Origin of the sequence: Candidatus Terasakiella magnetica (genome assembly GCF_900093605.1) — a bacterium.
GTDB lineage: Bacteria > Pseudomonadota > Alphaproteobacteria > Rhodospirillales > Terasakiellaceae > Terasakiella > Terasakiella magnetica.
On sequence record NZ_FLYE01000008.1, the window covers coordinates 1 to 25,743 of the forward strand.

At 44.8% G+C, this 25,743-nt stretch carries 26 protein-coding genes; 4 read left to right on the plus strand and 22 right to left on the minus strand.

Annotated elements, in window-relative coordinates; all coding sequences use genetic code 11:
• Positions 1-161 precede the first annotated feature (161 nt).
• A complete protein-coding gene (locus tag MTBPR1_RS06170; protein ID WP_069186701.1) occupies positions 162-407 on the plus strand; it encodes a hypothetical protein in 246 nt (81 codons plus the stop codon).
• 317 nt (positions 408-724) lie between these two features.
• On the opposite strand, the gene MTBPR1_RS06175 is transcribed toward MTBPR1_RS06170, so the two are convergent.
• Positions 725-943: a hypothetical protein gene (locus MTBPR1_RS06175; protein ID WP_126465052.1), complete on the minus strand. Its 219-nt coding sequence runs from the start codon at positions 941-943 to the stop codon at positions 725-727.
• A gap of 993 nt (positions 944-1,936) precedes the next feature.
• Between MTBPR1_RS06175 and MTBPR1_RS06185 the strand changes: the two genes are divergently transcribed.
• Positions 1,937-3,148 (plus strand): hypothetical protein, encoded by a 1,212-nt coding sequence (locus tag MTBPR1_RS06185; RefSeq protein ID WP_069186704.1) that lies wholly within the window; start codon positions 1,937-1,939, stop codon positions 3,146-3,148.
• Positions 3,149-3,246: 98 nt separating this feature from the next.
• Here the strand turns inward: MTBPR1_RS06185 and MTBPR1_RS06190 are convergent, their stop codons facing one another.
• The 19 genes from MTBPR1_RS06190 to MTBPR1_RS06280 all read right to left on the minus strand — a co-directional run bounded on the left by MTBPR1_RS06190 (position 3,247) and on the right by MTBPR1_RS06280 (position 19,969).
• Positions 3,247-3,855, minus strand: a complete 609-nt coding sequence (locus tag MTBPR1_RS06190) for a class I SAM-dependent methyltransferase (protein WP_069186741.1) — start codon at positions 3,853-3,855, stop codon at positions 3,247-3,249.
• Positions 3,856-3,865: 10 nt separating this feature from the next.
• Positions 3,866-4,621: a substrate-binding periplasmic protein gene (locus MTBPR1_RS06195; protein WP_165602624.1), complete on the minus strand. Its 756-nt coding sequence runs from the start codon at positions 4,619-4,621 to the stop codon at positions 3,866-3,868.
• A 63-nt stretch (positions 4,622-4,684) separates the two neighbouring features.
• On the minus strand, positions 4,685-5,044 hold the full coding sequence (locus MTBPR1_RS06200) for a Rieske (2Fe-2S) protein (RefSeq protein ID WP_069186706.1): 360 nt from the start codon (positions 5,042-5,044) through the stop codon (positions 4,685-4,687).
• 5 nt (positions 5,045-5,049) lie between these two features.
• A complete protein-coding gene (locus MTBPR1_RS06205) occupies positions 5,050-6,438 on the minus strand; it encodes a methyl-accepting chemotaxis protein (RefSeq protein WP_069186707.1) in 1,389 nt (462 codons plus the stop codon).
• Positions 6,439-6,442: 4 nt separating this feature from the next.
• A complete protein-coding gene (locus MTBPR1_RS06210; RefSeq protein ID WP_069186708.1) occupies positions 6,443-6,757 on the minus strand; it encodes a YciI family protein in 315 nt (104 codons plus the stop codon).
• A 2-nt stretch (positions 6,758-6,759) separates the two neighbouring features.
• Positions 6,760-7,584: an intradiol ring-cleavage dioxygenase gene (locus MTBPR1_RS06215; protein ID WP_069186709.1), complete on the minus strand. Its 825-nt coding sequence runs from the start codon at positions 7,582-7,584 to the stop codon at positions 6,760-6,762.
• Between the two features lie 4 nt (positions 7,585-7,588).
• A complete protein-coding gene (gene pcaF, locus MTBPR1_RS06220) occupies positions 7,589-8,791 on the minus strand; it encodes a 3-oxoadipyl-CoA thiolase (RefSeq protein ID WP_069186710.1) in 1,203 nt (400 codons plus the stop codon).
• A gap of 4 nt (positions 8,792-8,795) precedes the next feature.
• Positions 8,796-9,380: a hemerythrin domain-containing protein gene (locus tag MTBPR1_RS06225; RefSeq protein ID WP_069186711.1), complete on the minus strand. Its 585-nt coding sequence runs from the start codon at positions 9,378-9,380 to the stop codon at positions 8,796-8,798.
• Positions 9,377-10,399: a branched-chain amino acid ABC transporter permease gene (locus MTBPR1_RS06230; protein WP_069186712.1), complete on the minus strand. Its 1,023-nt coding sequence runs from the start codon at positions 10,397-10,399 to the stop codon at positions 9,377-9,379. The genes MTBPR1_RS06225 and MTBPR1_RS06230 overlap by 4 nt, the downstream gene beginning before the upstream one ends.
• A gap of 11 nt (positions 10,400-10,410) precedes the next feature.
• A complete protein-coding gene (locus MTBPR1_RS06235) occupies positions 10,411-11,280 on the minus strand; it encodes a branched-chain amino acid ABC transporter permease (protein ID WP_069186713.1) in 870 nt (289 codons plus the stop codon).
• Positions 11,281-11,283: 3 nt separating this feature from the next.
• Positions 11,284-11,982: an ABC transporter ATP-binding protein gene (locus tag MTBPR1_RS06240; RefSeq protein WP_069186714.1), complete on the minus strand. Its 699-nt coding sequence runs from the start codon at positions 11,980-11,982 to the stop codon at positions 11,284-11,286.
• The gene (locus MTBPR1_RS06245; RefSeq protein ID WP_240492869.1) at positions 11,979-12,650 is read right to left on the minus strand and encodes an ABC transporter ATP-binding protein; all 672 of its coding nucleotides are present in this window, start codon (positions 12,648-12,650) and stop codon (positions 11,979-11,981) included. The genes MTBPR1_RS06240 and MTBPR1_RS06245 overlap by 4 nt, the downstream gene beginning before the upstream one ends.
• Positions 12,651-12,765: 115 nt before the next feature.
• Positions 12,766-14,064, minus strand: a complete 1,299-nt coding sequence (locus tag MTBPR1_RS06250; RefSeq protein WP_069186716.1) for an ABC transporter substrate-binding protein — start codon at positions 14,062-14,064, stop codon at positions 12,766-12,768.
• 35 nt (positions 14,065-14,099) lie between these two features.
• Entirely contained in the window at positions 14,100-15,173 is a 1,074-nt protein-coding gene (locus tag MTBPR1_RS06255) for a maleylacetate reductase (RefSeq protein ID WP_069186717.1), read from the minus strand.
• Between the two features lie 2 nt (positions 15,174-15,175).
• A complete protein-coding gene (locus tag MTBPR1_RS06260; protein ID WP_069186718.1) occupies positions 15,176-15,946 on the minus strand; it encodes a CoA-transferase subunit beta in 771 nt (256 codons plus the stop codon).
• Complete coding sequence (locus tag MTBPR1_RS06265; RefSeq protein ID WP_069186719.1) at positions 15,939-16,796, minus strand: CoA transferase subunit A; 858 nt, start codon at positions 16,794-16,796, stop codon at positions 15,939-15,941. The genes MTBPR1_RS06260 and MTBPR1_RS06265 overlap by 8 nt, the downstream gene beginning before the upstream one ends.
• Before the next feature lie 6 nt (positions 16,797-16,802).
• Positions 16,803-18,272, minus strand: a complete 1,470-nt coding sequence (locus MTBPR1_RS06270) for an aldehyde dehydrogenase family protein (protein ID WP_205631215.1) — start codon at positions 18,270-18,272, stop codon at positions 16,803-16,805.
• A 132-nt stretch (positions 18,273-18,404) separates the two neighbouring features.
• Entirely contained in the window at positions 18,405-19,400 is a 996-nt protein-coding gene (locus MTBPR1_RS06275; RefSeq protein ID WP_069186720.1) for a hydroxyquinol 1,2-dioxygenase, read from the minus strand.
• 71 nt (positions 19,401-19,471) lie between these two features.
• A complete protein-coding gene (locus MTBPR1_RS06280; RefSeq protein WP_069186721.1) occupies positions 19,472-19,969 on the minus strand; it encodes a cupin domain-containing protein in 498 nt (165 codons plus the stop codon).
• Between the two features lie 226 nt (positions 19,970-20,195).
• Here MTBPR1_RS06280 and MTBPR1_RS06285 point away from each other — a divergent pair, with 226 nt between their 5' ends.
• Positions 20,196-20,981 (plus strand): IclR family transcriptional regulator domain-containing protein, encoded by a 786-nt coding sequence (locus MTBPR1_RS06285; protein WP_069186722.1) that lies wholly within the window; start codon positions 20,196-20,198, stop codon positions 20,979-20,981.
• A gap of 332 nt (positions 20,982-21,313) precedes the next feature.
• On the opposite strand, the gene MTBPR1_RS06290 is transcribed toward MTBPR1_RS06285, so the two are convergent.
• Positions 21,314-22,687, minus strand: a complete 1,374-nt coding sequence (locus MTBPR1_RS06290; protein WP_069186723.1) for an outer membrane beta-barrel protein — start codon at positions 22,685-22,687, stop codon at positions 21,314-21,316.
• Between the two features lie 374 nt (positions 22,688-23,061).
• Here MTBPR1_RS06290 and MTBPR1_RS06295 point away from each other — a divergent pair, with 374 nt between their 5' ends.
• The gene (locus MTBPR1_RS06295) at positions 23,062-24,747 is read left to right on the plus strand and encodes a sigma-54-dependent Fis family transcriptional regulator (RefSeq protein WP_205631216.1); all 1,686 of its coding nucleotides are present in this window, start codon (positions 23,062-23,064) and stop codon (positions 24,745-24,747) included.
• Positions 24,748-24,764: 17 nt separating this feature from the next.
• Here MTBPR1_RS06295 and MTBPR1_RS06300 read toward each other — a convergent pair whose 3' ends face one another.
• Positions 24,765-25,646 (minus strand): LysR family transcriptional regulator, encoded by an 882-nt coding sequence (locus tag MTBPR1_RS06300; RefSeq protein ID WP_069186725.1) that lies wholly within the window; start codon positions 25,644-25,646, stop codon positions 24,765-24,767.
• Between the last annotated feature and the right edge of the window lie 97 nt (positions 25,647-25,743).

The window sequence follows — 25,743 nt, forward strand, 5'->3', positions numbered from 1 at the left end:
ACTCATAATAAGCACCTCATGTTTAGTGTCATTTATAACACTATCACGTGTCTACAATACTAGGGGCTTGCCACCCCCCCCTATGGTACTGATAACAATCTTTTACACAGTCACTGCGTTCTAACTGGGAATTAGACCAATTATCTAAAGGAACGCACAACATGAAATTCTTTAACGTACTCGGCACTTCTACAACTCGTGCATTAGGCGCGGTAGATAAAGCCACAGATGCAGCTTTAACCACCCTTGGTGGGGTCAATGACATCGCTCAGACTGTTAGAGCTTCAACGCTAGAGGCCCGTAATCAAGCAGCCATCGACTATGTTGCTAATACAGCTGATTTACTTAAGCAGCGTAATGTAACTGAAGAACAGCTGGCCAAAGCCATTGCTCAACTTTCTGATTAATTAACAGGATCCTTCGGGATCCTTTATATTTTTCAACATTACACAACTAGAGTTGCGAAATACCTTCTGAACCTTCAGCAGCTTGACACAGACCAATATTACAACACATCAGTCAATGATCAGATGCCTTTCCGATGCAAAGAAAGCCCTCAGAGGCTCACCAGAATCATCTAGCTAAAATTCCAGCACGTTTACACCACAACACCTAAAGACTCATAGAGCCTCCTTAAACGGCTTTGTGGGACTCATTACCTATAGAAGCCATCACCCCATAAACATTGCAAGCTGGACAAATAAGAATAAGCACAGTTCTGTTACTACTCTTTTGCAACCTCAAGAAGCCCTCTAGCTGCTTCTAATGTTTGCTCTACCTTTTTACATGAACACTGACATTCAAGAACATTATCAAAATCTACAGGTTTATGATTGTTGCCTTCAGCAACACAAGGGATGCAGACACTTTCTTTAATGACTTTTAAGTAGGCGTTACCAACTAACCTAAGTTCATCTTTATCTTTATCTTTATCATCAAGCATAATAATCTCAAGCAAGTACACCTTTATAATTATAAGAATATTATCAAGATTTACGAAAGGCTTATATACGTTTAGACACTTAATACAAAGAGATAAGGCCATTATACATTTGCATTAGCCAACACATAAAATGAACAAAAAATACGTCAGGGCATTAACGATAACAGTCTGACTGACTTCCCACCGGTGTCCCTAAGTTCACTGAATGTAAACGATGCTACGGGTGGGGTGTACCTTTTTTGTTTTTTCATTCCTACTTAGACCGCAGGCTAAGGGGCGTTGCCCCTCGCGCCTACAAGAATGTTCCGTGCCATCCTTATCTGAATCTACCATAGTCGCCATGCTCACCCTTATCAGGGCTGCGCCTGACTCGTAGTTCTGAAGCATCTTAACTGACTCCACGCGAACATTCTTTCCGTTGCTAACCCCATTCTCGCCGAAGGGCAGAGGTTCAAACATAGTTTGAACCGCATCTATAAGGCATGACCTTTAACAGTCCTTAGGCATTGAGTGGGTTTTAAAATAGTTTTTATACCGGAGCCTATCACCAGTCCTATCCCTCGTTCACGACCTGCCGCGTAACGCTTAAACACTGCGCTGCGCTTGTGTTTAAGCTTACTTACGCGTCAACCGCTCACTCAGTCTGCGCTGGTGATATGCTCCTAGTGCAGTGAGGGTGTAGGTATTCTTAGATAAATTTTGATATGGGGTACAAAGTACAAACTAACTTGTACCCCATTTTGTACCCCAAATGAAAATAGCTCGGAAAACATATAATGTTTTCAACGAGCTATCTCAAATCAATGGCGGTGGAGCCAGTCTGAGCCGAACCAGTCTCGAATTTCTCTGTTTAACAGGGAAAATATAGGGAATTTTTACGTTTTTTCCGCTAAAATCACAGAAAAGAACTCCTTAACCCCAGTAAAAGCATAGCCTTTTTGGCAATTTCCCCTAAAAATAAAACAGGGAATTTATTTTGAGGGAACAGGGATAATGGTTAAAGAATTAACCAGAAAAGAACTTTTCGATAAAGTTTGGTCTATGCCAATGACCAAGCTTGCTGCTGAATATGGAATATCAGATGTTGGACTTAAACAAATCTGTGACAAGCACCGTATTCCAGTACCCGGCAGAGGCTATTGGGCCAAGGTTGCAGCGGGTAAGAAGGTCAAGAAAACACATTTTAGAGAAGTGAAAGATCCTTCTGTAAACCGCATCAGAATTTACGGCAGCGCTTTCAACAAATTACCAGAGCCAGTTAAAAAGGCACAAGAAGAAGCCAAAAAAGTTTCTCAAAAACAAGAAACAGAAGTCACTGTTGAAACAGATCCTACAGACTTGTTTCCCAAAGTTGAACGTTCCCGCAAGAAATTGAGAAGTTTGAGGGTATCGTCTGATGAACTTATCAAAATTTCCGGCTCAGACCTGTTTGACTTGTCTATTGGAACTGAAAGCATTGATCGTACGATTACTTTTCTCAATACTTTGCATAAAGCCTCAGAAGAACGTAAATACAAAATCGTTAAAGGCGACAATGCCCTAGTGTTTTATGTAGATGAGGAGTCTCTTTCATTCAGTGTTGTGGAGCAAACTACACGCCGAGAGCATCTTCCGACAGAAAAAGAACTTGCTGCTCTTAAAAAATGGGAAAAGCAACAAGAACGTCGCAGATATAACTGGCATAGCGTACCTTGGACACCAAAACCAAACCCACCAGAATGGGATTACATTCCAAACGGGAAACTGCAGGTCAAAATTCATAAGGATGATTATGCCTGTAACGGTATTCGCCGCACTTTTGGTGATGGCAAAGTTCAACGAATTGAGAAACTAATCAATCCGATTCTTGAAAGCCTGGCAAGCTGTGCTGCTGCGGTTAAAGAAAGAAGGGCCGAGCGTGAACGTTGGAAGAGAGAAAGTGAAGAACGTCAAAAACGCGAAGCGGAACAACGCCGCATAAATTCACTTGAGAATAAGCGAATAGAAGCTCTTACTTCCATGCTTGAGAAACGTAAGCTAAGTCGAGAGATTATGGACTTTGTTCAAGATGTTGAAGAAAAACTTGCTACAAATGACTACGAAAATCCTGAACGTGTTTTGGAATGGATAGAATGGGCTAAAGGACATGCCCTTAAAGTTGACCCAATCAGTGAGGGCCTACCGCTTCTTTTGCAATTTAATGATTTTAATCGTTGGGAGTTGTAAGATTTCAGAGAAAATCAAATATGGTAGGTAAAGTTTGTAGGCTAAATTGGAATAGTTCCGATCCGGTCTGACAGTCACCGCATCAAAGTGGGTACGTGTCAGAACACATCGCGACTACTACATTTCATTCCAATCAAGCGGACAACACTCGCTTTTCCGCAATGTAAAGGCCCTTCGTCGAGGGTCGTTTCCACTTCTTCAAGACATTCAAGCTGGAGGTCTTTAAAGTCTTCTCGCAGCTCGTCAACGCTGTAAAGCCAATCTTGGTCAGGCGGACCACCACTATCGCGACCATATTGATCCTTTGAAAAAGCTTCCAAAATAATTAATCCATTGGGCCGTAAAGCCCGAACCATATTTCGATGAAGTCGCTGTCTTTGTGAAGACTGCATATGAAAATAAATACTTACCACACAGTCATATTGATTTTCAGGCCAGCCCCAATGATATAAATCCGTACATTGGGTCGCCATAATCACCTCGCGCTCCACTGCCAGTTTCTGCGCTTTCTCTGTGGCTACTTTTGAACCATCAACCGATAAAACACGATGGCCTTGCTCAGCCAGCCAGACACCATTTCGCCCCTCACCATCTGCCACCGCAAGTATTTGACGTTTTGGGGATAAAAAATGACTTTGCTCTTCCAGAAACTGGTTTGGTTTCAATCCATATTGAAACTGTTCCCTCGCGTATCTTTTATCCCACATATTCAACACCTCAATATCCTGTATACTGATAGTTTTCCAAAATTTGTTCTATACGCCCCTGCGCCTTTAATAGGTCGTATGCCTTAAGCCATAAAAGTACTTTGTTATCTGGCATTTCTTTTGCTCCGGCCAAATAAAAGTCCATATATTTCAGAACATACCCATATTTCAGCCGATCAATATTCATCTCAAGCTTGTCAAAGACATAAGGTGCGACTAACCCCGGCGCCAGCCAGACATCAATACGGCCTGCATTTAACATCTTTGCGCACATCACCACATTTGCGCATGTATAGATATCTGTGAACTTGGCTTTTTTTAACAACTGTAAACCCGAGCTACTGGTCAAGACACCCACCTTTAAGTCTTTCACATCTTCATATGATGTAATTGGGATATTTTTAACGGCATGTAGTGCAATCGGGTCCGTTATGATTTTCACAATCCAACGATAGTCTTCTTCTCTTTTTGCCGTTCTCCCCAGAGGGAAAATTACCGCATTCCCTTTAGATCTCTCAAACTCAATGACTTCTTTCTGCGCGCGTTTCCAGGGCAAAAATTCGACCTGATAAGAGCGCCCGACAATTTTACGCATCTCCTGCACGATATCCATAATCGCACCAATTCTGAAAAAACCTTCATTGATAGAATAGGGCGGCATATGAGTTGTAATCACCCTTGTCATTTTTTCCTGTGCAACCACAGGAGACAGGAATGCTAAACAATATATGGTACATATAACTGAGTAATTTATTATTTTTCTCATGGTTCGTTCCTTTCGAACCTGCATCACCCTCTTCCCGCTGGACTTATGTGCAGAATATCTAATTCAGACAATTTTTAGTTCGCCATCAATCTGTTCTAAATCAATCCTTTCCAAGGCCCCACTTTGACAAGGCCCGCTAAAACAATGCCCATCCTCAACCCTGAACTCTGCAGAGTGATGTACGCACCACAGAACATCGTTATAAAGAAGAATGCCACCGCCCGGCTTGTTAAGAGGAATGCGAAAATGAGGACAAAGGTTCCAGTACGCACGGATCATCTCTTCACGTTTATAAACAACCATGGAGAAGGCTTCTTTACCCTCGCCAAAACTGAACGGGGTCACATTACCGTCTTCAAGCTCATTAATATGACATAGGGTTTCACCTGTTCGGGGAGCAAAAGGGTGTTTTTTCCATTCCATGCCCTTTACTCCACCTTGTATCCCACACGTAACGCACCCCAATGTTTCCCTTTAACAAAAATGGGCGCAGACAAACTTTTCAACATAGTTGATTGTCCATTCCCTAAATCCCGACGATAAACCTGTAAAAGAAAACTCTTTTGAGACTGCGCCGCTTTAAGGCCTACAGTATCATTAAAGAACATTTTGTTACGACAATGGGCCTGGTTCCATTCAGGGTCATGAGGCCGCTGCGGGTTACAAAACTGTTTATTATGAACGGGCAAATAGCCTTTTGTATCCACTGCAATGCAAGCCGCAATTTCAGGGGCTGAGGCAAAGACTTCTTCCTGAATATCAGGCAAAACCCGCTCATAAAAAGGCAATGCGGGGGTCGTAAATTGTTTTGGGTTGGACCCCAAAACGGGCTGATGGTTTCTATCAAATAAGGCCGCCTCTTTTATATGCCCAGCCTCAAGGCCTTGCTCAAACAGTTCAGAAATACGATTTGCTGTTTTCTGTGCAAGTTGAATGTAAGTCGTATCATTTGTTTCCACATCAATTTCAGCGACTTCGCCGACCAAATCCTCACTTAACCCTTTTAATAAATTAAGCCTGACATTTGCCTGTTCTAAATTCTGTTGGGACTGTTCAACTCCCTTGGATAAATCAATAACGGTTTCATCCAGATGGGAACATTGTGTTTCAATTCTATTTGTACTGGAGACAATTTCATCAAGCCCCCCATCAAGGGATTCAATCATTTGATCAACCTGTTCAAAGGCACCACCAATACTCTGTGCCCCGACTTGCACTGAACGTGCTGTATCCACACTGGCTGCACTGCGTTTGCCCACAGAATAAATAGTCTCGGTTAAGGCTTTTAAGGATTCCGCGATTTGATCTGTTGCTGTTTCCGTTTGCCCTGCCAGTGCCTTTACTTCATCAGCAACAACGGCAAATCCTTTCCCCAGTTTCCCAGCACGTGCAGCTTCAATTGTCGCATTGAGCGCTAGTAATTTTGTCTGACTGGCAATTATTGAAATTTCTTTAGCAACCTTCCCAACTGTATCGAGGGCTTCATTCAGTTCACCCATCTCACCATTGATGCCGGAAACTTCCTCAATCAACTGACGGATTTCATCTAAAGAGGCTTGTGCCGTATGTTTTGTATCTTCTATTTCTATTTTGCGCTGGGATGTCTCTTCTTGAAGGCGGATTGATGAACCCGCAATTTCTACATTTGAGCCCACAACCTCGCGCGTAGCTGTTTCCAATGTTTTGAAGCCTTCAACCTGACTGGCTACCCTGTTACTGACCATATCCACATTTGCCGCTACATCGACCACCTCAATTGCGAGGGAACCAACATCTTGTGCAATTTGTTGTACGGCACTTTGTACATTATCTTTCATGTCTCTAATCCTTGTGGAGTTCTTCTGGTCGCCCTAGTCCCCAATTCCACGGCCTGATCAGTAATGTTTCAAAAACACCCCCTTTACAGTAGGGATCATTTGCGACAAATGTTTCCACCTGTTGAAGGGTGTCAGCTTCCACAACCAACATGGTGCCGTTCATTTGTTCAGCACTCTTATCGATGGTGGGGCCGCCAATGATGACCTTAAGCCCCTCCATGCCATGATCTCGCAGATATTGTCGATGTACAGGGCGTGTTTCCAATCTCTTATCGATCACACCTTCTTTATCGGTTCCAAAGACAACAAAGTAAGCCATGATTACATGTCCTCTAGAACGAAATCATATTCGACCTGATAGCCATCTTCCTTTTGGACATAGTCAACAACCAGACTGTCTTTCACCCCAAAGACAGCATCTGAACTCAGATATTCATCACCCTTGGTAAACAACTGTGTGATAATTGGTTTCTTGCCAGCTGCATTCACAATGAAATGAATATGTGCAGGCCGATAAGGGTGACGGCCTACAGCACCCAACAACTTGCCTACAGGACCATCATCAGGGATCGGGTAACTTACGGGTTTAACTGTTCTGATTTCATATTCACCATTTTCATCTGTTTTAAACAAACCACGTAAATTGAAATCCGGTTGGTTTTCATCCTGTACTTCATACATGCCATTAGGAGCTGTTTGCCAAACGTCCAAAGATGCCCCGACAATAGGTTTACCCGAACGATCTGTCACACGACCGCGCAAAAGAGTCTCCTCACCAACATGATCCTGCGAAATACTGTCACCTTTTTCATAAACCGGTGCTCTTTCACGGTAAAACGGGCCAAGAACCGAACTTTCTGTCGAACCTTGTTCTTTGTGATGGTTGATATAATCCATCAACATAGTCACCCCAAACGCATCAGAGAATAAAATCCATTCTTGGCGAACATCATTACAGGTCTGTCCAAGTTCCGTTAGAAACTGTATCCCTGTCATCCACTCTTCTTCGCTTGGCTGAACTTCATTAATAAAAGCAAACATATGCTTGCTAAAGGCTGTCATGACCTCTTTGAGACGCGGGTTTTCACTATTTTGAAGACGCTTTACGGCTTCTTTTAAATGACTTTCAGCTGTGAATTGAACCATAGCCTTATACCTTCTCAATAATCATTGCGATGCCTTGACCAACACCAATACACATAGTGCACAAGGCATATTTACCACCTGTACGATGAAGTTGACGTGTGGCTGTTGTAACCAAACGAGCACCTGACATACCCAAAGGGTGTCCCAGTGCAATCGCCCCGCCATTTGGATTAACGCGCGGGTCATCATCAGCCAAACCAAGATCACGCAACGTTGCAAGCCCCTGAGATGCAAAGGCCTCGTTCAGTTCAATCACATCCATCTGTTGAAGCGTCATTTGTGTTTTTGCCAGCACACGCTTTGTCGCAGGTGCTGGACCAAACCCCATAATACGTGGTGCCACCCCTGCAGTTGCCATACCGACTATACGCGCTAGTGGTTTCAAGCCGTTGCGATCAACTGCACTTTCTGAGGCCACAAACATGGCACAGGCCCCGTCATTCACGCCTGATGCATTCCCGGCAGTTACCGAACCACCTGCACGAAACGGGGCACGCAAACCAGCTAGGGTTTCTAGGGTCGAAGGGCGCGGGTGTTCATCTTTATCAAAGACAATCGCTTCTGCACGGCGTTGAGGGATGGTCACGGGCACGATTTCATCATCAAACACACCTGCTTTTTGGGCTGCTGCACATTTTTCTTGTGAACGAAATGCAAAAAGATCTTGGTCTTCACGAGAGATATTGAAATCTTCAGCGACGTTTTCTGCCGTTTCCGGCATTGAATCCACACCGTAAAGCTCTTTCATCCGCTTATTTACAAAACGCCAACCGATTGTTGTGTCATGCACTTCATTGGCACGTGAAAACGCGGTATTTGCCTTGGGCATGACAAAAGGTGCACGTGACATACTTTCCACACCACCGGCTATGGTCAGTTCCACTTCACCGGATTTGACTGCACGCGCTGCGATACCAACCGCGTCCATACCCGAGCCACATAAGCGATTGACAGTTGTTCCGGGAATACAGTTCGGTAAATCTGCCAATAGCGTCGACATGCGTGCGACATTGCGATTGTCTTCACCTGCCTGATTGGCACAACCAAACACCACTTCTTCAATGGAGGCCCAATCAACATTTTTATTGCGCTCTTTAAGTGCCTTTAAAGGGACAGCACCTAAGTCATCGGCACGTATTGCAGAAAGCGTTCCACCATAACGACCGATAGCTGTACGAATGGGGTCACAGATAAATGCTTCAGTCATCTCTTTAAGTCCTGTCTTTATGTTTGATATCAAAGGGGGGAAGACCTAGGTCCATGATACGATGATGTAGGTCTGCAAATTTCTTCATCTCATCTGGATTTGAAATCGGATCTTTATTATCCGCAAAAGCTACATCAATTTTTTCCCAGTCTTCTTCTGTCAAAACAGCATTGGCCAAGGGAAAAGCATTGCTATTTTCATAGCGAATATGACCTTCCAGAAACTCGGCATATTCAATAGCTATCTGGGCAAAGACTTTCGCCTCTTTGCGTGGATTGACCTTATAATCTGCCAAAGCCTTTGAGAAATATTCGATCATCTCATATTCACGTTCATGTTCTTCATAAAGATGATCTAAAACCTCATGGGTTTCTTCTGAACGTTCCCGCATGGCCTTAAAAAGGAAGTTTTCTTCTTTGGGATGATGAATTTTATTTGGAAACTCACGAATATAAGTAACAATATCATCCAACAATTCGTGCGATACGACTTTACCGTCTCGGATCAAGTTGGCATCAATTTTCAAAATTCGGGCAATTCCATTGAGAGCGAGGTGTTCACGGGCCAATACTTTTATTGTCGTTCTCATGACTTATCTCCCTTCTCTTCAAATTTCAGGCGGCGTTGAACAGGGAAAAATCGAATATCCCATTTGTCAGCGATTACGCCCCAAACGCCTTTCGGTGCTTTCAACATCAAAATGACAGAGACAAGCCCCAAAACGATGAGGTACCAAGACCCGAAGTCATCCAAAAATTCACGTAACACAAAATAAATCAACGCCCCGATAATCGGCCCCTCAATGGTGCCAATTCCACCGATTACAACGATGAAAAACATGGCGGCTGTCCAATCAATCGAAAAAGCAGCATCGGGTGAAATACGAAGTTTGGTGACAAAAATAAGTGCCCCGGCAACACCACAGCCAAAGGCAGAAGCGAGATAAACAAACCATTTCACCTTTGGCACACGCACGCCCAGGCTTTCAGAGGCCGCTTCACTGTCACGCACAGCTGTTAAGGCAAGACCGTAACGTGATCGCAAAAGCGTATAGACTAACAAGATTGAGCCCAGACCGATGGCAATGGCAATCCAAAAGATGATGCTTTCGCGATACCAGCGCGAAATCCCTTTCACAGCGGACGTGATTGACACACCAGAACCGCCACCCAGCCAGGTCGTGTTGGCAAGAAGCAATCTAAAGACTTCAGCAACCACCCATGTACCGATGGCAAAATAGGCCCCGCGCAAGCGAAAGACGACAGCCGCAGTCGGGATCGCCAGAACCATGGCGACGAGACCGCCTAAGAAAATGGAGGCAAAAACATTCAGTCCCATTTTGAGCGAGAAAACCACCATGGCATAACCGCCCAGACCGACAAAGGCCTGTTGTCCGACGGATACCAGGCCACCATATCCTGCCAACAGGTTCCACATTTGTGCCAAAGCGAGAATATACAGAAATTCTGTAATGGTGCGCATGTCACCGCGAGAACCCCACCACGGCATTGAAATCAATGCAACCGCGATCGCGATAAAAATAAAGGTTCCGATATGGCTTGCTTTGGTAGAGCGTTCCACACGATAACTTGTTACTTGCGTTGTCATTGTATCCGCTCCTATCGATCAATCGTTTTTGGGAAAAGGCCGTTTGGCTTCACAACCAGAACAGCAAGAAAAACCAGATGCCCCGTTAAAATCCCCCAACCCGGGTCTATTGCAAAACCGATAGCTTGAGAAACGCCCAAGATCATGCCGCCAGCCAAGGTGCCCCAAAAGGAACCAAGGCCACCAATAATGACGGCTTCAAAAGCGTAAAGGAGACGACCGGGACCTACTGTTGGGTCAAAGTTTGTACGGATCGCCAGATAGATCCCTGCGATCGCCACAATCCCCATGGCAATTGCCATTGCAAGGCCATAAATATGCTTATTATCGATACCCATAAGCTGTGCCGTACTCTGATCATCAGATGTGGCACGAAACGCGCGACCTATTGACGTGTGGTTAAAGAGGTATTGCAAACCACCGATCACAGCAACTGCTGTAAAAAGAACCAACAGTGGGTACACACCAAGGGAAATGGAGCCTATTGTCACACTCGCGGTTTCAATGTCACCGGCATTTAAACCACGTGAGTCCGCTGAAAATGTTTGCAACAACGTATTTTGTATGATGATGGAAAGGCCAAATGTCACCAACAAGGGTGGTAAAATGTCATCCCCCAAGGTCTTATTCAATACAAACCGTTGCAGAACATACCCAATTGCCCCCATCACTGGGACAATCACAATCAACACCCAAAACGGATTTAACCCAAGCGGTTCGACGATAGCATACCCAAGAAAAGCAGATAGAATAATCAAATCACCATGGGCAATATTTACAAGGCGCATGACACCAAAGGCCAAGGAGAGACCGGCGGCAAACAGTGCATATAATCCACCAAGCAGCAAACCTTGTATGACTGTATTCACTAATTCAATCATGTTTTACACTCCAAAATAAGCTGCTGAAATTTGATCACGGCTCAACTCACCAGGTGCCCCTTCCAAAGAAATTTTACCTTCCTGGAAACAATAAATTCGATCAGACACGGATAACGCTTGGTTAATGTCCTGTTCCACAACAAGAACGGACGTGCCTTCAGCCATAATTCCGGGCAGACATTCATAGATGTCTTTGATGATAATCGGGGCCAGACCAAGTGAGATTTCGTCGCACAGTAAAAGCTTCGGATTGGACATTAAGGCGCGACCAATGGCGACCATCTGTTGCTGCCCACCGGATAAAGCGGTACCCGGATGGTTCCGTCTTTCCTTCAAAATGGGGAACAGATCAAAAATTCTTTCAATTGTCCAAGGACCAGGGCGTTCTGAATAGCCCCCGATAATCAGGTTTTCTTCGACTGAAAGACTTGGAAATAAACGTCGACCTTCCGGCACCATGGCAAGGCCTTTACCAACGATTTCATTGGCCGCGATACCCCCAATGGCTTCTCCATCAAAAACAATACTATCTGTTGGTGATGAGAGCAGCCCGGTCAAGGTCCGCAAAAACGTTGATTTACCAGCACCATTGGAACCAATAATAGCGATTGTTTCACCTTCATTAATGGTCACATCGACACCAAACAGGGCCTGAAAGTCACCATAATAAGATTCAAGATTGTGTGTGGTTAATAGGGTCATTCTTCACTCATCCCCATATAAACTTCCTGCACTTCAGGACTGGCCATAACGCTTGCAGGATCGCCTTGTGTCAGAAGTTGCCCAAAATTGATGGCAATCAGGCGGTCAACCACAGCCAAAAGCGCATGAACAATATGTTCAATCCAAATAATGGAAACGCCTTCAAGACGAATTTCGTTAATAGTTTCAATTAGTTCATGGACTTCATGCTCGGTTAAACCGCCCGCGATTTCATCCAGAAGTAAAAGATTAGGTTTTGTGCTTAACGCGCGGGCCAATTCAAGACGTTTGCGGTCCAGCAAACTCAAGCTACCTGCTGTTTGGTTAGCTTTGGCAAGAAGACCTGTGCGTTCTAATGTCTCAACACATAAATCATAAGCTTCACTTTCAGCCATACCTGCACCGAACGATCCACCAACCAACAGGTTTTCAAAGACTGTCATCCCCACAAAGGGGTGTGGAATTTGATAGGAACGGCCAATCCCCAAATGACACCGATTGGCAGGGGCAATCCCGACAATACTTTGCCCATCAAAGGTAATATTCCCAACATCCGGGTTCACATCACCTGTAATCAGGTTAAACATGGTGCTTTTACCAGCCCCGTTTGGACCGATTACACCCAGGGCTTCACCTTTATTCAGGCTGAACGACAAATCGTCCGTCACCTTTAATGATCCATAACTTTTGGATACATTTTCCAAACTTAATAAAGTAGACAAATTGGCCTCCCGAGAGGTGCGGACGGCTATTTTTATTTTAACGCCGCCCGCATTCTTTCAATTACATAATCGGTTCCAAAATGCCCTGAGTTGAGATCATCTCAGCGCCTTTGTTGGAAACAATTTCAAGTTCGTATTTCGCGTTACCTTGATGGCGCCATTGACCGCCCACCAAAGGTGTTTTCGCAACGTTTTTGAACGGACCGTTCCCGCCCCATTTCACACGACCAACCAATGTTTCAAGATTGGTTGAAGCCACCGCATCACGCACTGACTCATTACTGTCCAGATCTTGCGTACGCTTCAAAACGTCAGTGGCAATTTCAAACAAAGCATGCGCAAAACCAATTGGTTGGGTCCATTGCTTGCCTGTTGCCTTTGTGAAATCATCCGCAATATTTTGTGCTGACTGCTGGGTTAGGGTTGAAATAAATGGATGACTTGGTGACCACCAAACTTCACAAGAAAGGTTATGCCCCTTATCGCCTAATGCCTCTAAACCGACGGGGAAGAGCAGCGCTTTACCAGCCGTTACAATCTTTGGCTTAAAACCTTGTTGTGCAGCCTGTGTCCAAAATGTTGTAAAATCTGGTGGAATCGGCACACCTGTCACGATCTCAGCACCTGCCTTTTTATAAGCAGAAATTTGCGCGGAAAAATCATCCGTCAGGTTTTGATAGCGACCGGGATCTACAATTTTATAACCCGATTTCTCAAGTACTGGGGGAAAGCCAATTTTACCATCACCCCACGCATTGCCATCACCATCATTAGGCCAGAGACCACCCACGACTTTATTGTGAGAAATAGTTGGTGAGCTCCACATGTCATTAAAGACACTGATGATATCTTCCAACCCCCAGAAGAAGTGATATGTCCAATCAAAACCTGTTTCCGGCTTACCACCACGCGTAAAGAACCAAGGCTGCCATGGAGCCACTGTTGAGATGCAAGGCACTTCATTTAGCTCACATTGATCAGAAACCGGGTTTGTTGTTTCAGGCGTAGACGCCACCAGCATCAAGTTGACTTCATCATTTAAAATCAACTCAGACGCCACATCCGCTGCACGGTTTGGGCTGGATTGACTGTCTTTAACAATGATCTCAATCGGATGTTTTGTCCCGTTGATATCAAGACCACCTTTAAACAATTCACGCATTTGACCGATAACAAACTCATCAGCCTCCGCAAATGGCGCAAGCGGGCCTGTTTTGGGTGTCACGTAACCAATTTTGATGGTTTTAGGGGCTGCAAATGCAACACTAGAGCCCAGTGTTGATGCTGCAGCCACACCTGCAACAGCACCAGCACCTTTAAGCAGGTTACGACGTGATAGTGAGAAGTTAGGTTTCGACATTGAATTACTCCCTGTAAATTTTCGAAACGAATGTTTTAAGCAACAGAAGGTTCACGCCCATCAAAGGCATCACCCAACAAGGCACGCATGCCTTCACGGGTAACGGGGCGTGGATTGTAGTAAGGGTTACTCGCAGCAATATCGGCGGCCTTATCCAGGTCTTCTTCCGTCATACCGAGTTCTTTAAGTGAGGTTTTGTTACACACCGCTTTTACAAGCTGATGCAGTGCTTTTGGGGCATCTTCTGGTTTGTCGCAGCCCATAGCGCGCGCTACACGTTGAATGGCATCTTGCGCATTTGGTGTGTTGTAAGCGGTTGCATAGGCAATCACGATGGAATGGACTTCTGCATGTGGCAAATTGAAACTGCCACCCAGCGTGTGACAAAGTTTGTGGTGCAAAGACATTCCCACAGCCCCGAGTGAGGCCCCAGCCAGCCATGCGCCATAAAGTGTGTCAGAACGCGCATCCAGATTTTCAGGTTCATTGACCGCTGTTTCCAGACTGCGTGCGATCGCCCGAATGCCTTCTTCCGCCAACATGGAAATGATTGGATTGGCATTTTCAGCATAAAGTGCTTCAACACAGTGTGCGATGGCATTTAAGCCACTTGGTCCTGTGATAAACCCGGGAAGGGATGTCACCAGTTCCGGGTCGTAAATAACCGTTTCGGGAAGAACGTTTTGATCTCGCCCGGTCGTTTTAATGCCATCCTTTGTAATCCCCCACACTGGTGTCATTTCTGAACCTGCATATGTGGTCGGGATAGCAAGAATGGGTAAACCTTGATGTAAAGCAATGGCTTTTGCCAGACCGATGGTGGAGCCCCCACCCACAGCAACGGTACAACCTGCTTTCACACGACTGGCTTCATCACCACCTGCATGGGCTGTCTCAATAGGCACGTGCATCACGGCTTTGTCATAAACACCTGCAGAAAGTTCCCCTAAGAGATCGGAGACCTGTTCAGCCAGTTCGCGTTGTTCAGGTGTACAAAGAACAAGGGCTTTACCCGAATTCATTGCAGCAACTTCTTCTTTAACGGAGGCCAGCTTGCCGCAACCAAAAACGACTTTGCCCGGCAATGCATTATAAATAAAATCATGCATGGTTATTTTCCTTCATGTGCTTTTGCTGTGCGTGCATTCAAATCACGCAAAATTTTCAATTCGTCGTCGCTTGGTGGAATGGTTTCATCCATTTCATCAGCAAATTTCAGCTCCCAACCTGTGGCCGCAGAACATTGCTCTTTACTCACACCAGGGTGCAGAGTTGTCATGATGAATTCACGACTTTCAGGGTGAAGCTTGAGAACCCCAAGATCGGTCACAATCACAGTTGGTCCTTTACCGGGGATGCCAAGCGCATCACGGCTGTTGCCGCCTTTGTATTGTCCAACCGATGTGACGAAATCGAGCTTTTCCACAAACCCACGATGGGATTGACGAATGATGATAAAAATTTCACCGGCCTGTGTTGCAATTTCAGGGGCACCACCACCACCGGGGAGACGGACTTTCGGGTGATCATAGTCCCCGATGGTGGTGGTGTTGATGTTGCCGTATTTATCAATTTGGGCAGCACCAAGGAAACCGACATCAATCTTGCCGCCTTGTAGCCAGTAGCGAAACATTTCCGGCACAGATACAACCGCACGCGCTGTTTCAGCCAATTCTCCATCCCCAATGGAAAGTGGTAGAACATCCGGTTTTGTTGCAACCGTGCCAGATTCATAAATCAAAGCCACATCGGGTGCATGGGAAAGACGCGCCACATTTGCAGCTGCACTTGGCATACCAATGCCGACAAAACACACATGGTCATTTTGCAACATACGTGCTGCTGTGATGGTCATAATCTCATCTGGGGTATACTCAGACATAACCGTCCTCCTTTAGTTTTTCGTAAGTTGCATTCCAATCAGGAACATCGAGGACATATGCTTTCATCCATTGGGTGAAGCTTTCACGGTCCCGTGCAATCTCATCCCACACTTTGTAAAAAGCGTTGTTTCGGGTGGTATACCCATGGGCATATGAAGGAAATGAGCCACTGGGCACTTCACAAATGGCCCCAACGACAAAGCGAGGCAGCACAAATGAATTTGTTTTTGCTGTATCCAACTCATCTACGATTTCTTCCACCGTTACGATGGAATGTTTCGCAGCCATGACGGCTTCTTTTTGAACACCTACAATGCCGGAAATATGAACGTTACCGCGACGATCTGCGCGTTGGGCGTGGATCACAGCAACATCAGGTCGAACTGAGGGAACCGCTGAGAATTCTTTGCCCGTAAACGGACACGTAATCGAGCGAATATTTTTGTTCACCTTGGGATAATCCGTTCCCAAATAACCATTGATCACAGCAAACGGCATATTGGCTGCCCCGGCTTCATAAGCCGACGCCATCGCCGCATGGGAATGTTCTTCAATTTCAAGTTTGCGCGGCCATGATTTTTCATAGGCATCACGTAAACGATGAAGAGAACCCACCCCCGGATTACCGCCCCAAGAAAACACCAGTTTCTTGGCAACCCCCATACCGATCAATTGATCGTAGATTAAATCCGGTGTCATACGGATCAATGTCAGGTCTTTTTTACCTTGGCGAATGATCTCTTGACCTGCGGCATGGGGGATCAAATGTGTGAACCCTTCCATGGCAAGCGTATCACCATCTTGTACGTATTTTGCTACTGCTTCTTTTAAAGATAAAAATTCAGCCATCTTACCTTACCTCTTGTAATATGGTGGAATTTCGGCATCGACATTCACCCAGATTGACTTCACCTGAGTGTATTCACGCATCACTTCAAAGCCCATTTCACGGCCATAGCCGGACTGACCAACACCGCCAAATGGAGAACCGGGATTAACCCGCTTGTAACAGTTGATCCAAACCATACCGGCGATCATGTTTTCAGCGACTTTATGGGCACGTTGCAGGTTGGTTGTCCAAAGACCACCACCTAAGCCATATTCAGTTGAATTGGCGATTTCCATGACTTCTTCGTCTGTCTTAAAGGTCGTTACCGCCACAAACGGGCCAAAGACTTCTTCATGACATACGCGATCGCCTGGTTTTGCACGCACGATGGTTGGTTCCACATAACAACCATCTGCAAGTGCAGGATCAGTAGGCGCTTTACCACCACAAAGGATTTCACCACCTTCATCTTTGGCAATCTGGCAATATTCCAAAACGCGTTCTTGATGCATTTTTGATGTTAAGGGCCCCATTTCAGTGCCATCCACACGTGGATCACCCAGCTTGATGGATTTGGCCAACGAAACGAATTTTTCCAGAAACTCATCTGCAATATCTTCATGCAAAATAAGGCGAGAACCCGCGATACAGGCTTGGCCCTGGTTATGGAAAATGGCAAAAGCCGCACCACCAACAGCGGCGTTGATATTGGCATCGTCAAAGACAATATTTGCGCCTTTACCACCAAGCTCCAGTTGAAGCTTCTTCAGGTTATCAGCAGCCGAACGTGCAATATGTTTGCCCACAGGGGTTGACCCTGTAAACGCAACTTTATGAATGTCGGGGTGATCAACAATGCGTTGGCCAGCACTCTGACCATAGCCGGGGACGATGTTGACCACCCCGTCGGGGAAGCCGACTTCTTTCATCAACTCAGCAATCTTGAGGGTACTGAGTGGTGTAATTTCAGCCGGCTTAAGAATAACGCAGTTTCCAGCAGCTAGTGCAGGGCCCATTTTCCAACTGGTGAACATCAAAGGGAAGTTCCAAGGAACGATTTGCCCGACAATGCCAATGGGTTGGCGTAGGGTATAATTTAGGAAGCCGCTTTCTACAGGGATCACATCGCCTTGAAATTTATCAGCCATGCCACCGAAATAGCGGAACGTAACCGCAGTTCGTGGCACATCCAAAAAACGTGTATCTTTTAAAGGGTGACCAGTATCCAATGATTCAAGCTGGGCAATTTCTTCAGCATTTTCTTCAATGGCATCAGCTAATTTCAGAAGTAAACGACCACGATCCATAGCCGACATTCTGCGCCAGCCTGCTTCAGCTTTTTTAGCGGCTTCAACTGCGCGATCCACATCGGCTTCACGGGCTTCAGCAATTTTTGTGATTAGGCTACCATCATGGGGATTGAGTACATCAATTGTGCCGCCATCAACAGCATCAACGAACTCACCACCAATAAATAGCTTGTTCTGAATAGTCATCGAACTGGTCTCCTGTAGACAGATCTTTCCTGTCCGCTTCTGACGGTGTGTCAAAAACGTTGAGTAATTAAAAAAACGGGGAGAGAGCCGGGAAGAACTCCCTCCCCTATAGTTTCCTAGGGATAGGAGTTCTTAAAATTCAACCGGATATGGTGGAATTTCACCTTCGGCATGCATAGGCACAACTTCAGGGTTTGCATTTTCCCAAACCAAAAGCATCGAACGTTTGGCAGAGAAACCTTGGTGGCGAATATCGGCTGGCATCGCCGCAACATCACCAGCTTTCATAACAACCTTGGCACGAGGTTTACCGTCTTCGGTGTTTTCAACTTCCCATTTAATTTCATCTGAGAATTGAATGAACCATTCAACACGGTCATTTCCGTGTTTGATCGGCAGGATGTATTCTTCAGTTGTTGGACAATAGAGGCTTGTTTTACAAACTGAACTGATCGACGGGTTCCACGTCACGTCAGAACGAGACAAATATGCATACATGTTGATGGCACCAAACTCTTCTTCAAAGCCTGGTTCAACATGAACTTCAGGTGCATCTTGTGCAACATCTGCAAACGCACGATTTACAGGATAGCCTGCTTCATCTGTACGCAAAGGTGAGTCACCTTTAAGGCCAACCATACGCGTACATACTTCACGCTCACGATTAATGGCATCACGGTTGTTACCGTTTTTCGCACCTAACCATGCAGTGCCTGTTTCTTCAGGTGCAGCAAACGGATCAAAACCTTCGTTTGTCCAATCATCTAGGATTTCCTTGAAAGTCGCCATAATAATTGGCGTATCAAAGGTTTCCAAAAGGTCGAGGCCCTGTTCTTTAAAGGTTGCGTTAAAGCTACCAGAGAACATTTCAACTTGGCCATATAGGTTATTTGTACCAAATACATGATCAAAGTTTACTTGATAGAAAAAGAAGCCCCAAGCAACATCACGCATCATGGCACGCAAGAAAACATCAGCTGACATATAATGTGTCATATCACCGTTTTTTGTCGGCCATGTGATGTAAACAAAATATTCGTCGCGTTCAAATTTGAAAGAACCAAGTTCGAAAGAGCGGTAACCCGTACGGTTATTAATTGCGCTCGCTTTTACAGCAATTGTATCCATTTTAAAATTACTCCCGTAATTCAATATCTATATCTAAAGGTGCGTATGTCTGAATTTCGAAAAAAGCGAAATCAGGTGTAACAAATCTCGGCCCATTTCTCGACAGTCAGCGGGCCTTGAATTGTTTGTTGAATAAGCGCCCCAACTTCACGTGCACGGAACTGATAAACACAACCCTTTGGCATGATGCATTGATGACCGCGCTTAAGAACAGCCATACCCATTTTCGGGCCCTTTGGTTCACCTTCAGCAAGATGAGTACCTTCTTTTTCTTCGTCGATTTTTTCACCATCTACAGCTTTGTAGACATGAACTTCGACTTCACCGTCCATCACAATCGCAAATTCATCATGCGCGTTTGTATACCAAGGTGAGTCACCTTCAATGCGAACCGCTTCGATTACATTTTCAAGGTTCTTTGCAACAGCAACCTTTTCATAAGGCGCTGAATTAGATGCAACTTCAAAGACGTTTGAAAATGCATAATGCATCGGTTTGTCATTGATGATTTCAATATGGCCCTTATCAAAGTCTCTTAAGGAACCAAATACTGTTTGGTACTCAGTCATAAATTGTCTCCCATTTTGCGGATAGTTCCGCCCTGTAAGAATGGTCTGCTTATAATAATTCGCAGAGCCGTGAATCCTGTCTTCAGCTCAATTCATTGATTTGAAGACTATGAAACCGCCACCATTTCCGTTAGAAACAACTTGCATGTTTGTTTTCTAACTCTTAATGTGTGCGCAATGCGAACATAAGTTCTTATAACGAACACATTAGGTGAGGTTGTATTTTATGTCAAGTAAATCCGACTCTAATTCCGGTACTTTTGTGCAATCTTTAGCCAAAGGTCTGCAGGTTATTGAGACGTTCACACACGATACGTCACACCAAACTTTAGCTGATGTTTCCAAGATCACTGGTCAATCACGTGCTGCGACAAGACGTTTGCTTCACACACTCGTCCAATTGGGCTATGCAGAGTTCGATGGAAAGCTTTTTTCCCTCACTCCACGAACACTAAACCTTGGTTATTCCTACCTATCATCTCTTGGCTTGAATGAAGTGGCGTACCCCTTCATGCAGAAGCTTACAGATGAAGTTCAGGAGTCCTGTTCAGCATCGGTGCTCAATGGGTTTGATGTGGTTTATGTTGCGCGTGTACCAACGTCCCAGCGTGTGATGTCCATTACCTTGAACATCGGTACCCGTCTTCCTGCCTATGCGACCTCAATGGGGCGCGTACATCTGGCTGGTCTGCCTTTTGATAAACTGAACAGTTATTTCGACGATGTAGACATTCAAGCACATACAGAAAAAACAGTTACAGATATCGATACATTAAAAGCCATTATTGATCAGGCACGACGAGAAGGTTTTGCGATCGTTGAGGATGAACTTGAGATGGGGCTTATTTCAATCGGTGCCCCGATCTTTAATAACAATCATCAAACGATTGCAGCTGTTAACATCAGTAGCCATACATCACGCATGTCAATTAAATCCATGAAAGATACAGTGCTACCAAAGCTGTTGGAATGTTCTCGCAACATAAGTGAAGCTCTTGCAAAATCGCAGTAATGCGATCAAAGCCTCTCTCCTCCTTTCCTTTGCGCTATCGATAAGATGAACCCTTGTTCACCCTTGCCCTGATAATCGCAAAGGCCGTGCCAAATCCTTATTTTCGCAGCTGCAAAATAAATATAACACTTTGATTTAAATTAAATAAATAACCTTATACACGCTATTCCAAGCCACATCTTCGCAACGCACAATTCATAGCAATTAATCATATGATCAATTAGGCTGACTTCACTTCAAATAGATTGATGGAATCATCAAATCAAAGGCAAAAAAAAGACCTGTCCAAAAAAGGGACAGGTCCAGTTTGGGTCAAACCAGGGAGGTCAGACTTAGAAATTAAACACTGCATCAAACATGAATGAGAATTGATCATTTTCATTGTTTGGGAAGTAATTAACATTGTCGACAGAGCTATTAAACTTGTCCCAACGAACTTCAGGACGCAACTGTACGAAGTCATTCATCTTATAATTTGCATTCGCTGTCAGACCATAATAATCACCAGCTTGTGCGTTAAACTTTGCGGCATCACCGTCATTGTCGTCATTCAACCATTCTGCACGGAAGTTCCATGTTGTTTGAGGACTATATTGATAGCTCAGCTCACCCGTCAGGCCGTACCACTTGCTGTCTTTTGTAATAAGGTGACCAGCTGCGGCACCTGGATCAGAGGTAATATTACCCGCTTCCTGCGTGCCATAGATACCTGCTGCACGGACAGTATATTTGTCATTGATTGCGTGTGAGGCATCCAAAACATAGAGATGGCGCATGGCACCGTCTGTACTCTTTACACGAAGCGGGCCTGGGTTATTAGAAAGAATAGAATTGTCTGATTCTTCTTCATTACCATGGATAGATTCAAGATCTATCCAGGTCCTCATATCGTTTGAACGCCAACGCAAGTTCGCGATATATGAAAAATCACCATTCTTATCATCCATATTGTTCCAACCGCGAACAACACCGAATTCAGCACCCCAGATACCTGACTCATTTTGAGCAAGCTTTGAAGACATCAATGCACCTACATGCTTTGCCGGTGTATATTGGAATGACCACGGGTGCGAATAGAACTTGTTAGGTGGGTCCATTGGAAAACCAATATCATCACCCACCGGGCTCATCCATGAACCAACCATAAAGTTTGTACCGCCCAGTAAGGGTGTAGACACATCTACATACATTTCTGGAATAGCCAGACGATAAACTTCACCCGTTGAATTTGGTGCATATGGGTCAGCAGAATCACCATTCAACGACCAACCATCATCAAAGCCTTCTGTCGTCATGAAATATGCCGCAGAACCATAAACGGAACGAAAACCAAACCCGATATCGATCTCTTCTGGTGCGGGCGCTGGTGTTGGTGTCACACGGCTTACAACACTTGATTTGGCATCTTTATGAACAAACAGATGAAGTTGATCCATGTGAAAGCCATCATCTTCTTTAAAGAACAAAGGCCCACCATTACCAGTCGCTGAGAAGTCATCGTTAGAATCTGATGCATGTTCACCAAAAGCTACTGAGAATTGTGCAAGTCCGTCAATTTGGATGCCGTATTCTTTTTCAAGTTTATCACCGATAATCTCACGGGCTAACCAGCCTTTACCTGCTTTGTTGCCCGCCTCTTCAGCCAATACCGGTAATGCTACCGTTGAGGCCAATAACGTCAGGAGTGACGTTTTCACAAATTTCATTTAAAATCTCCCAGATATAAAGGAAAGCCGTAAAACTCATCTGAGTTAAAACGACTTTCTACTTAGAGGCAAAGTTCACATTTCGAACACTTGTTCTCTATGCGCACAATTGTTATAGGTGCCTAACCATGAAACTGTCAATATGTTTCATGCATTTTAGGATTGCCTCTTTGAAGGAAAAGACGGTAGCCACCCACTAAGTGATTTATTTAAAATGATTATTTCATTTTCATCTTGAAGAAAAAATGAGACGATCAAATATCTAACAAAGCCAATTTCATTGAGAAAAGAGCATGCCCCATTCCAAGAAGAGCCATGAATCGACAAAACATCCTTCCATAAAAGGATTGGGGTTACCTGAATATAGTGACCTGATGGAACAGTTACGCTTCACCCCAAACGATGGTCGCATTTGGTTGGGGACCCAACGCATGATCTTGCAGCATGTCGTCACCATGGCTGCCCTTCGAAAGGACATGATTGAAACCTATGGCATAGAAGAAGCCCGTGGTATTCTGACGCGCATGGGCTACACCTCTGGCGTCACCGATGCTGAAATGGCCACACAGATTCGCCCCAATGCCTCTCACCTTGACATCATGGCCGTCGGCCCTGCCCTACATGCATTAGAAGGCGTCGTCTCAGTCGAACCCGTAAAACTTGATATTGATGTGGAAAATGGCCACTTCCATACGGAGTTTATCTGGCGAGATTCTGCAGAAGTAGATGCTCATTTAAAACACTTTCCCCCCTCAACAGATCCAGTCTGCTGGAATTTAATCGGTTATGCCTGCGGCCATAGCACGCGATTTATGGGCAAACGCATCCTCTATAAAGAAGTTGAATGTCGCGCAATGGGGGCTGAACACTGCCGTGTTGTTGGCAAACCGTTACGCGATTGGGATGATATTGATGGCATCCAATATCTCACACCCGACTTTCAAGGCGAAAACTACCAAGCCCCTCATAAGAAGACCTCAACCCGTGTTCGAAGTTCTTTTAAACAGTCTGAAACGCAAGAAGAACCACGCACAGCAACATTCAAATCCCTTGTTGGTGCCTCATCGGGTTTCCAAACCGTCTGCCATCTCTTACAAAAGGTTGCCTCTACAGACGCCACCGTCCTGTTTCTTGGTGAAACTGGCGTCGGTAAAGGTGCCTTTGCCAAAACGTTGCATGAAATTTCAGAACGTAAAGAAAAACCGTTTATCGCACTCAACTGTGCAGCAATCCCTGACACACTAATTGAATCCGAGCTCTTCGGTGTAGAAAAAGGCGCTTACACAGGTGCCAGCACTTCACGCGCAGGACGTTTTGAACGCGCAAATAACGGTACAATCTTTCTTGATGAAGTCGGCACCCTCACCCTTACCGCACAAGGTAAACTTCTTCGCGCCCTACAAGATGGTGAAATCGAACGTGTCGGCGATGAAAAAATAAGAAATGTAGATGTCAGAGTTATTGCCGCCACCAACGTTGATCTGAAAGAAGAAGTCGATGAGAAACGTTTTCGCGAAGACCTGTGGTTCCGCTTAAATGTCTTTCCCATTCGCATCCCCCCGCTTCGCGAACGCAGAGATGACATTCCCCTCTTAATGGAAGTCTTCCTCAATAAATATATTGAGAAACATAAACGCAATGTAACAGGCTTTACCGAACGCGCGGTGGACGCTTTATTTAACTATCACTATCCCGGCAATATTCGCGAACTTGAAAATATTATTGAACGCGCTGTCATACTCGCATCAAATAATGCCCCCATTGACCTTTCCCATCTCTTTACCAGTCAGGAAGATTACCATTCAACAATGTCTGTCTTGAATAAAGAAGGTGGCCTCACAGGCAACAGAGCTTCAACACATAGCCAACGTGCAGAATTTAGAGATTTCGTTCGCCAAATTCTAGATCAAAACTTACCCCTTGAAGAACTAGAAAATATGATCATTGGTGAAGCTGTTATTCAAGCCGAAGGCAACCTCTCAGAAGCAGGACGCTCACTCGGTTTGACCAGAGCACAAACAGCTTACAGATATAATAAGGCATCCAAAACAACTGAATGAATTTAGAGACTTCAAAGTCAATTAAAGGCACGCTCTTTCATTAAACCCCAAAGCTTTTCTGCAACCGGCCCAACAAGCTTACGCTTTTTACGTACCATTTTAATGGTGGCTTCTATTGGATCAAAATCGCTCGACTTCAAAAGAAGAAGCTCACCAGACTTTAATTCACTCTCTACCATGTGCAATGGCATCCGTCCCCAACCTATTCCAGATGTAATAATTCGTTTTTTCATATTAAAATCATTAACCATCCATTGTGTCGTGGCTTTAACCACACCTACGGTTTTCTTTTCCCTGTGTCGACTGGTGTCTCGTACAACAATTTGCACCGAGTCTTCTAAGTCCCGTTCTCTCAAAGAGGCAGCTTCAGCAGCATAAGTTGATGCCGCTGAAACAACAGCAACAAACTCAACTGTACCTAACACCACATATTCATAGTCCATCTCATTGGGAAGAAATTCTGTGATCGCAATGTCAGCATCACCGTCCTCCAAGCGTTCCATCGTGCCGTGCAAGTTTTCAACCAATAAGCTCAACCTTGTGGCTGAGGCAGCTTGCGTCACATCTGAGATGATGGGCATCAAGTTCTCAACTGGCATAATTGCACTCATAGCCAGACGTAATTCAGGTTCCTCACCTTGTGCATAATGCTCAGCCAAGTTAGTAAAATCTTCAGCATGGCCCAAAACCGTCTTGGCCTTTTCATATAGGGAACGCCCTTCATCTGTCAGGACAGGTCGATACTGGTTGCGCAGAAAAAGGCTGATTTGCAGCTCATCTTCCAGCTTTTTAATAGCAATGCTGATCGCTGACTGGCTGCGATGAAGCTTCTCTGAAGCTGCACGAAATCCACCATTTTCAACAATGGCACATAAGACAGTCAATTGATCCAATGTCATATCACAACCCCAAACGATCTATAATAACAATCATGATGATATAATAATTATGCTTTTTTGATATCAAAATCAAGCATATCCTCTTCATAACAAATCA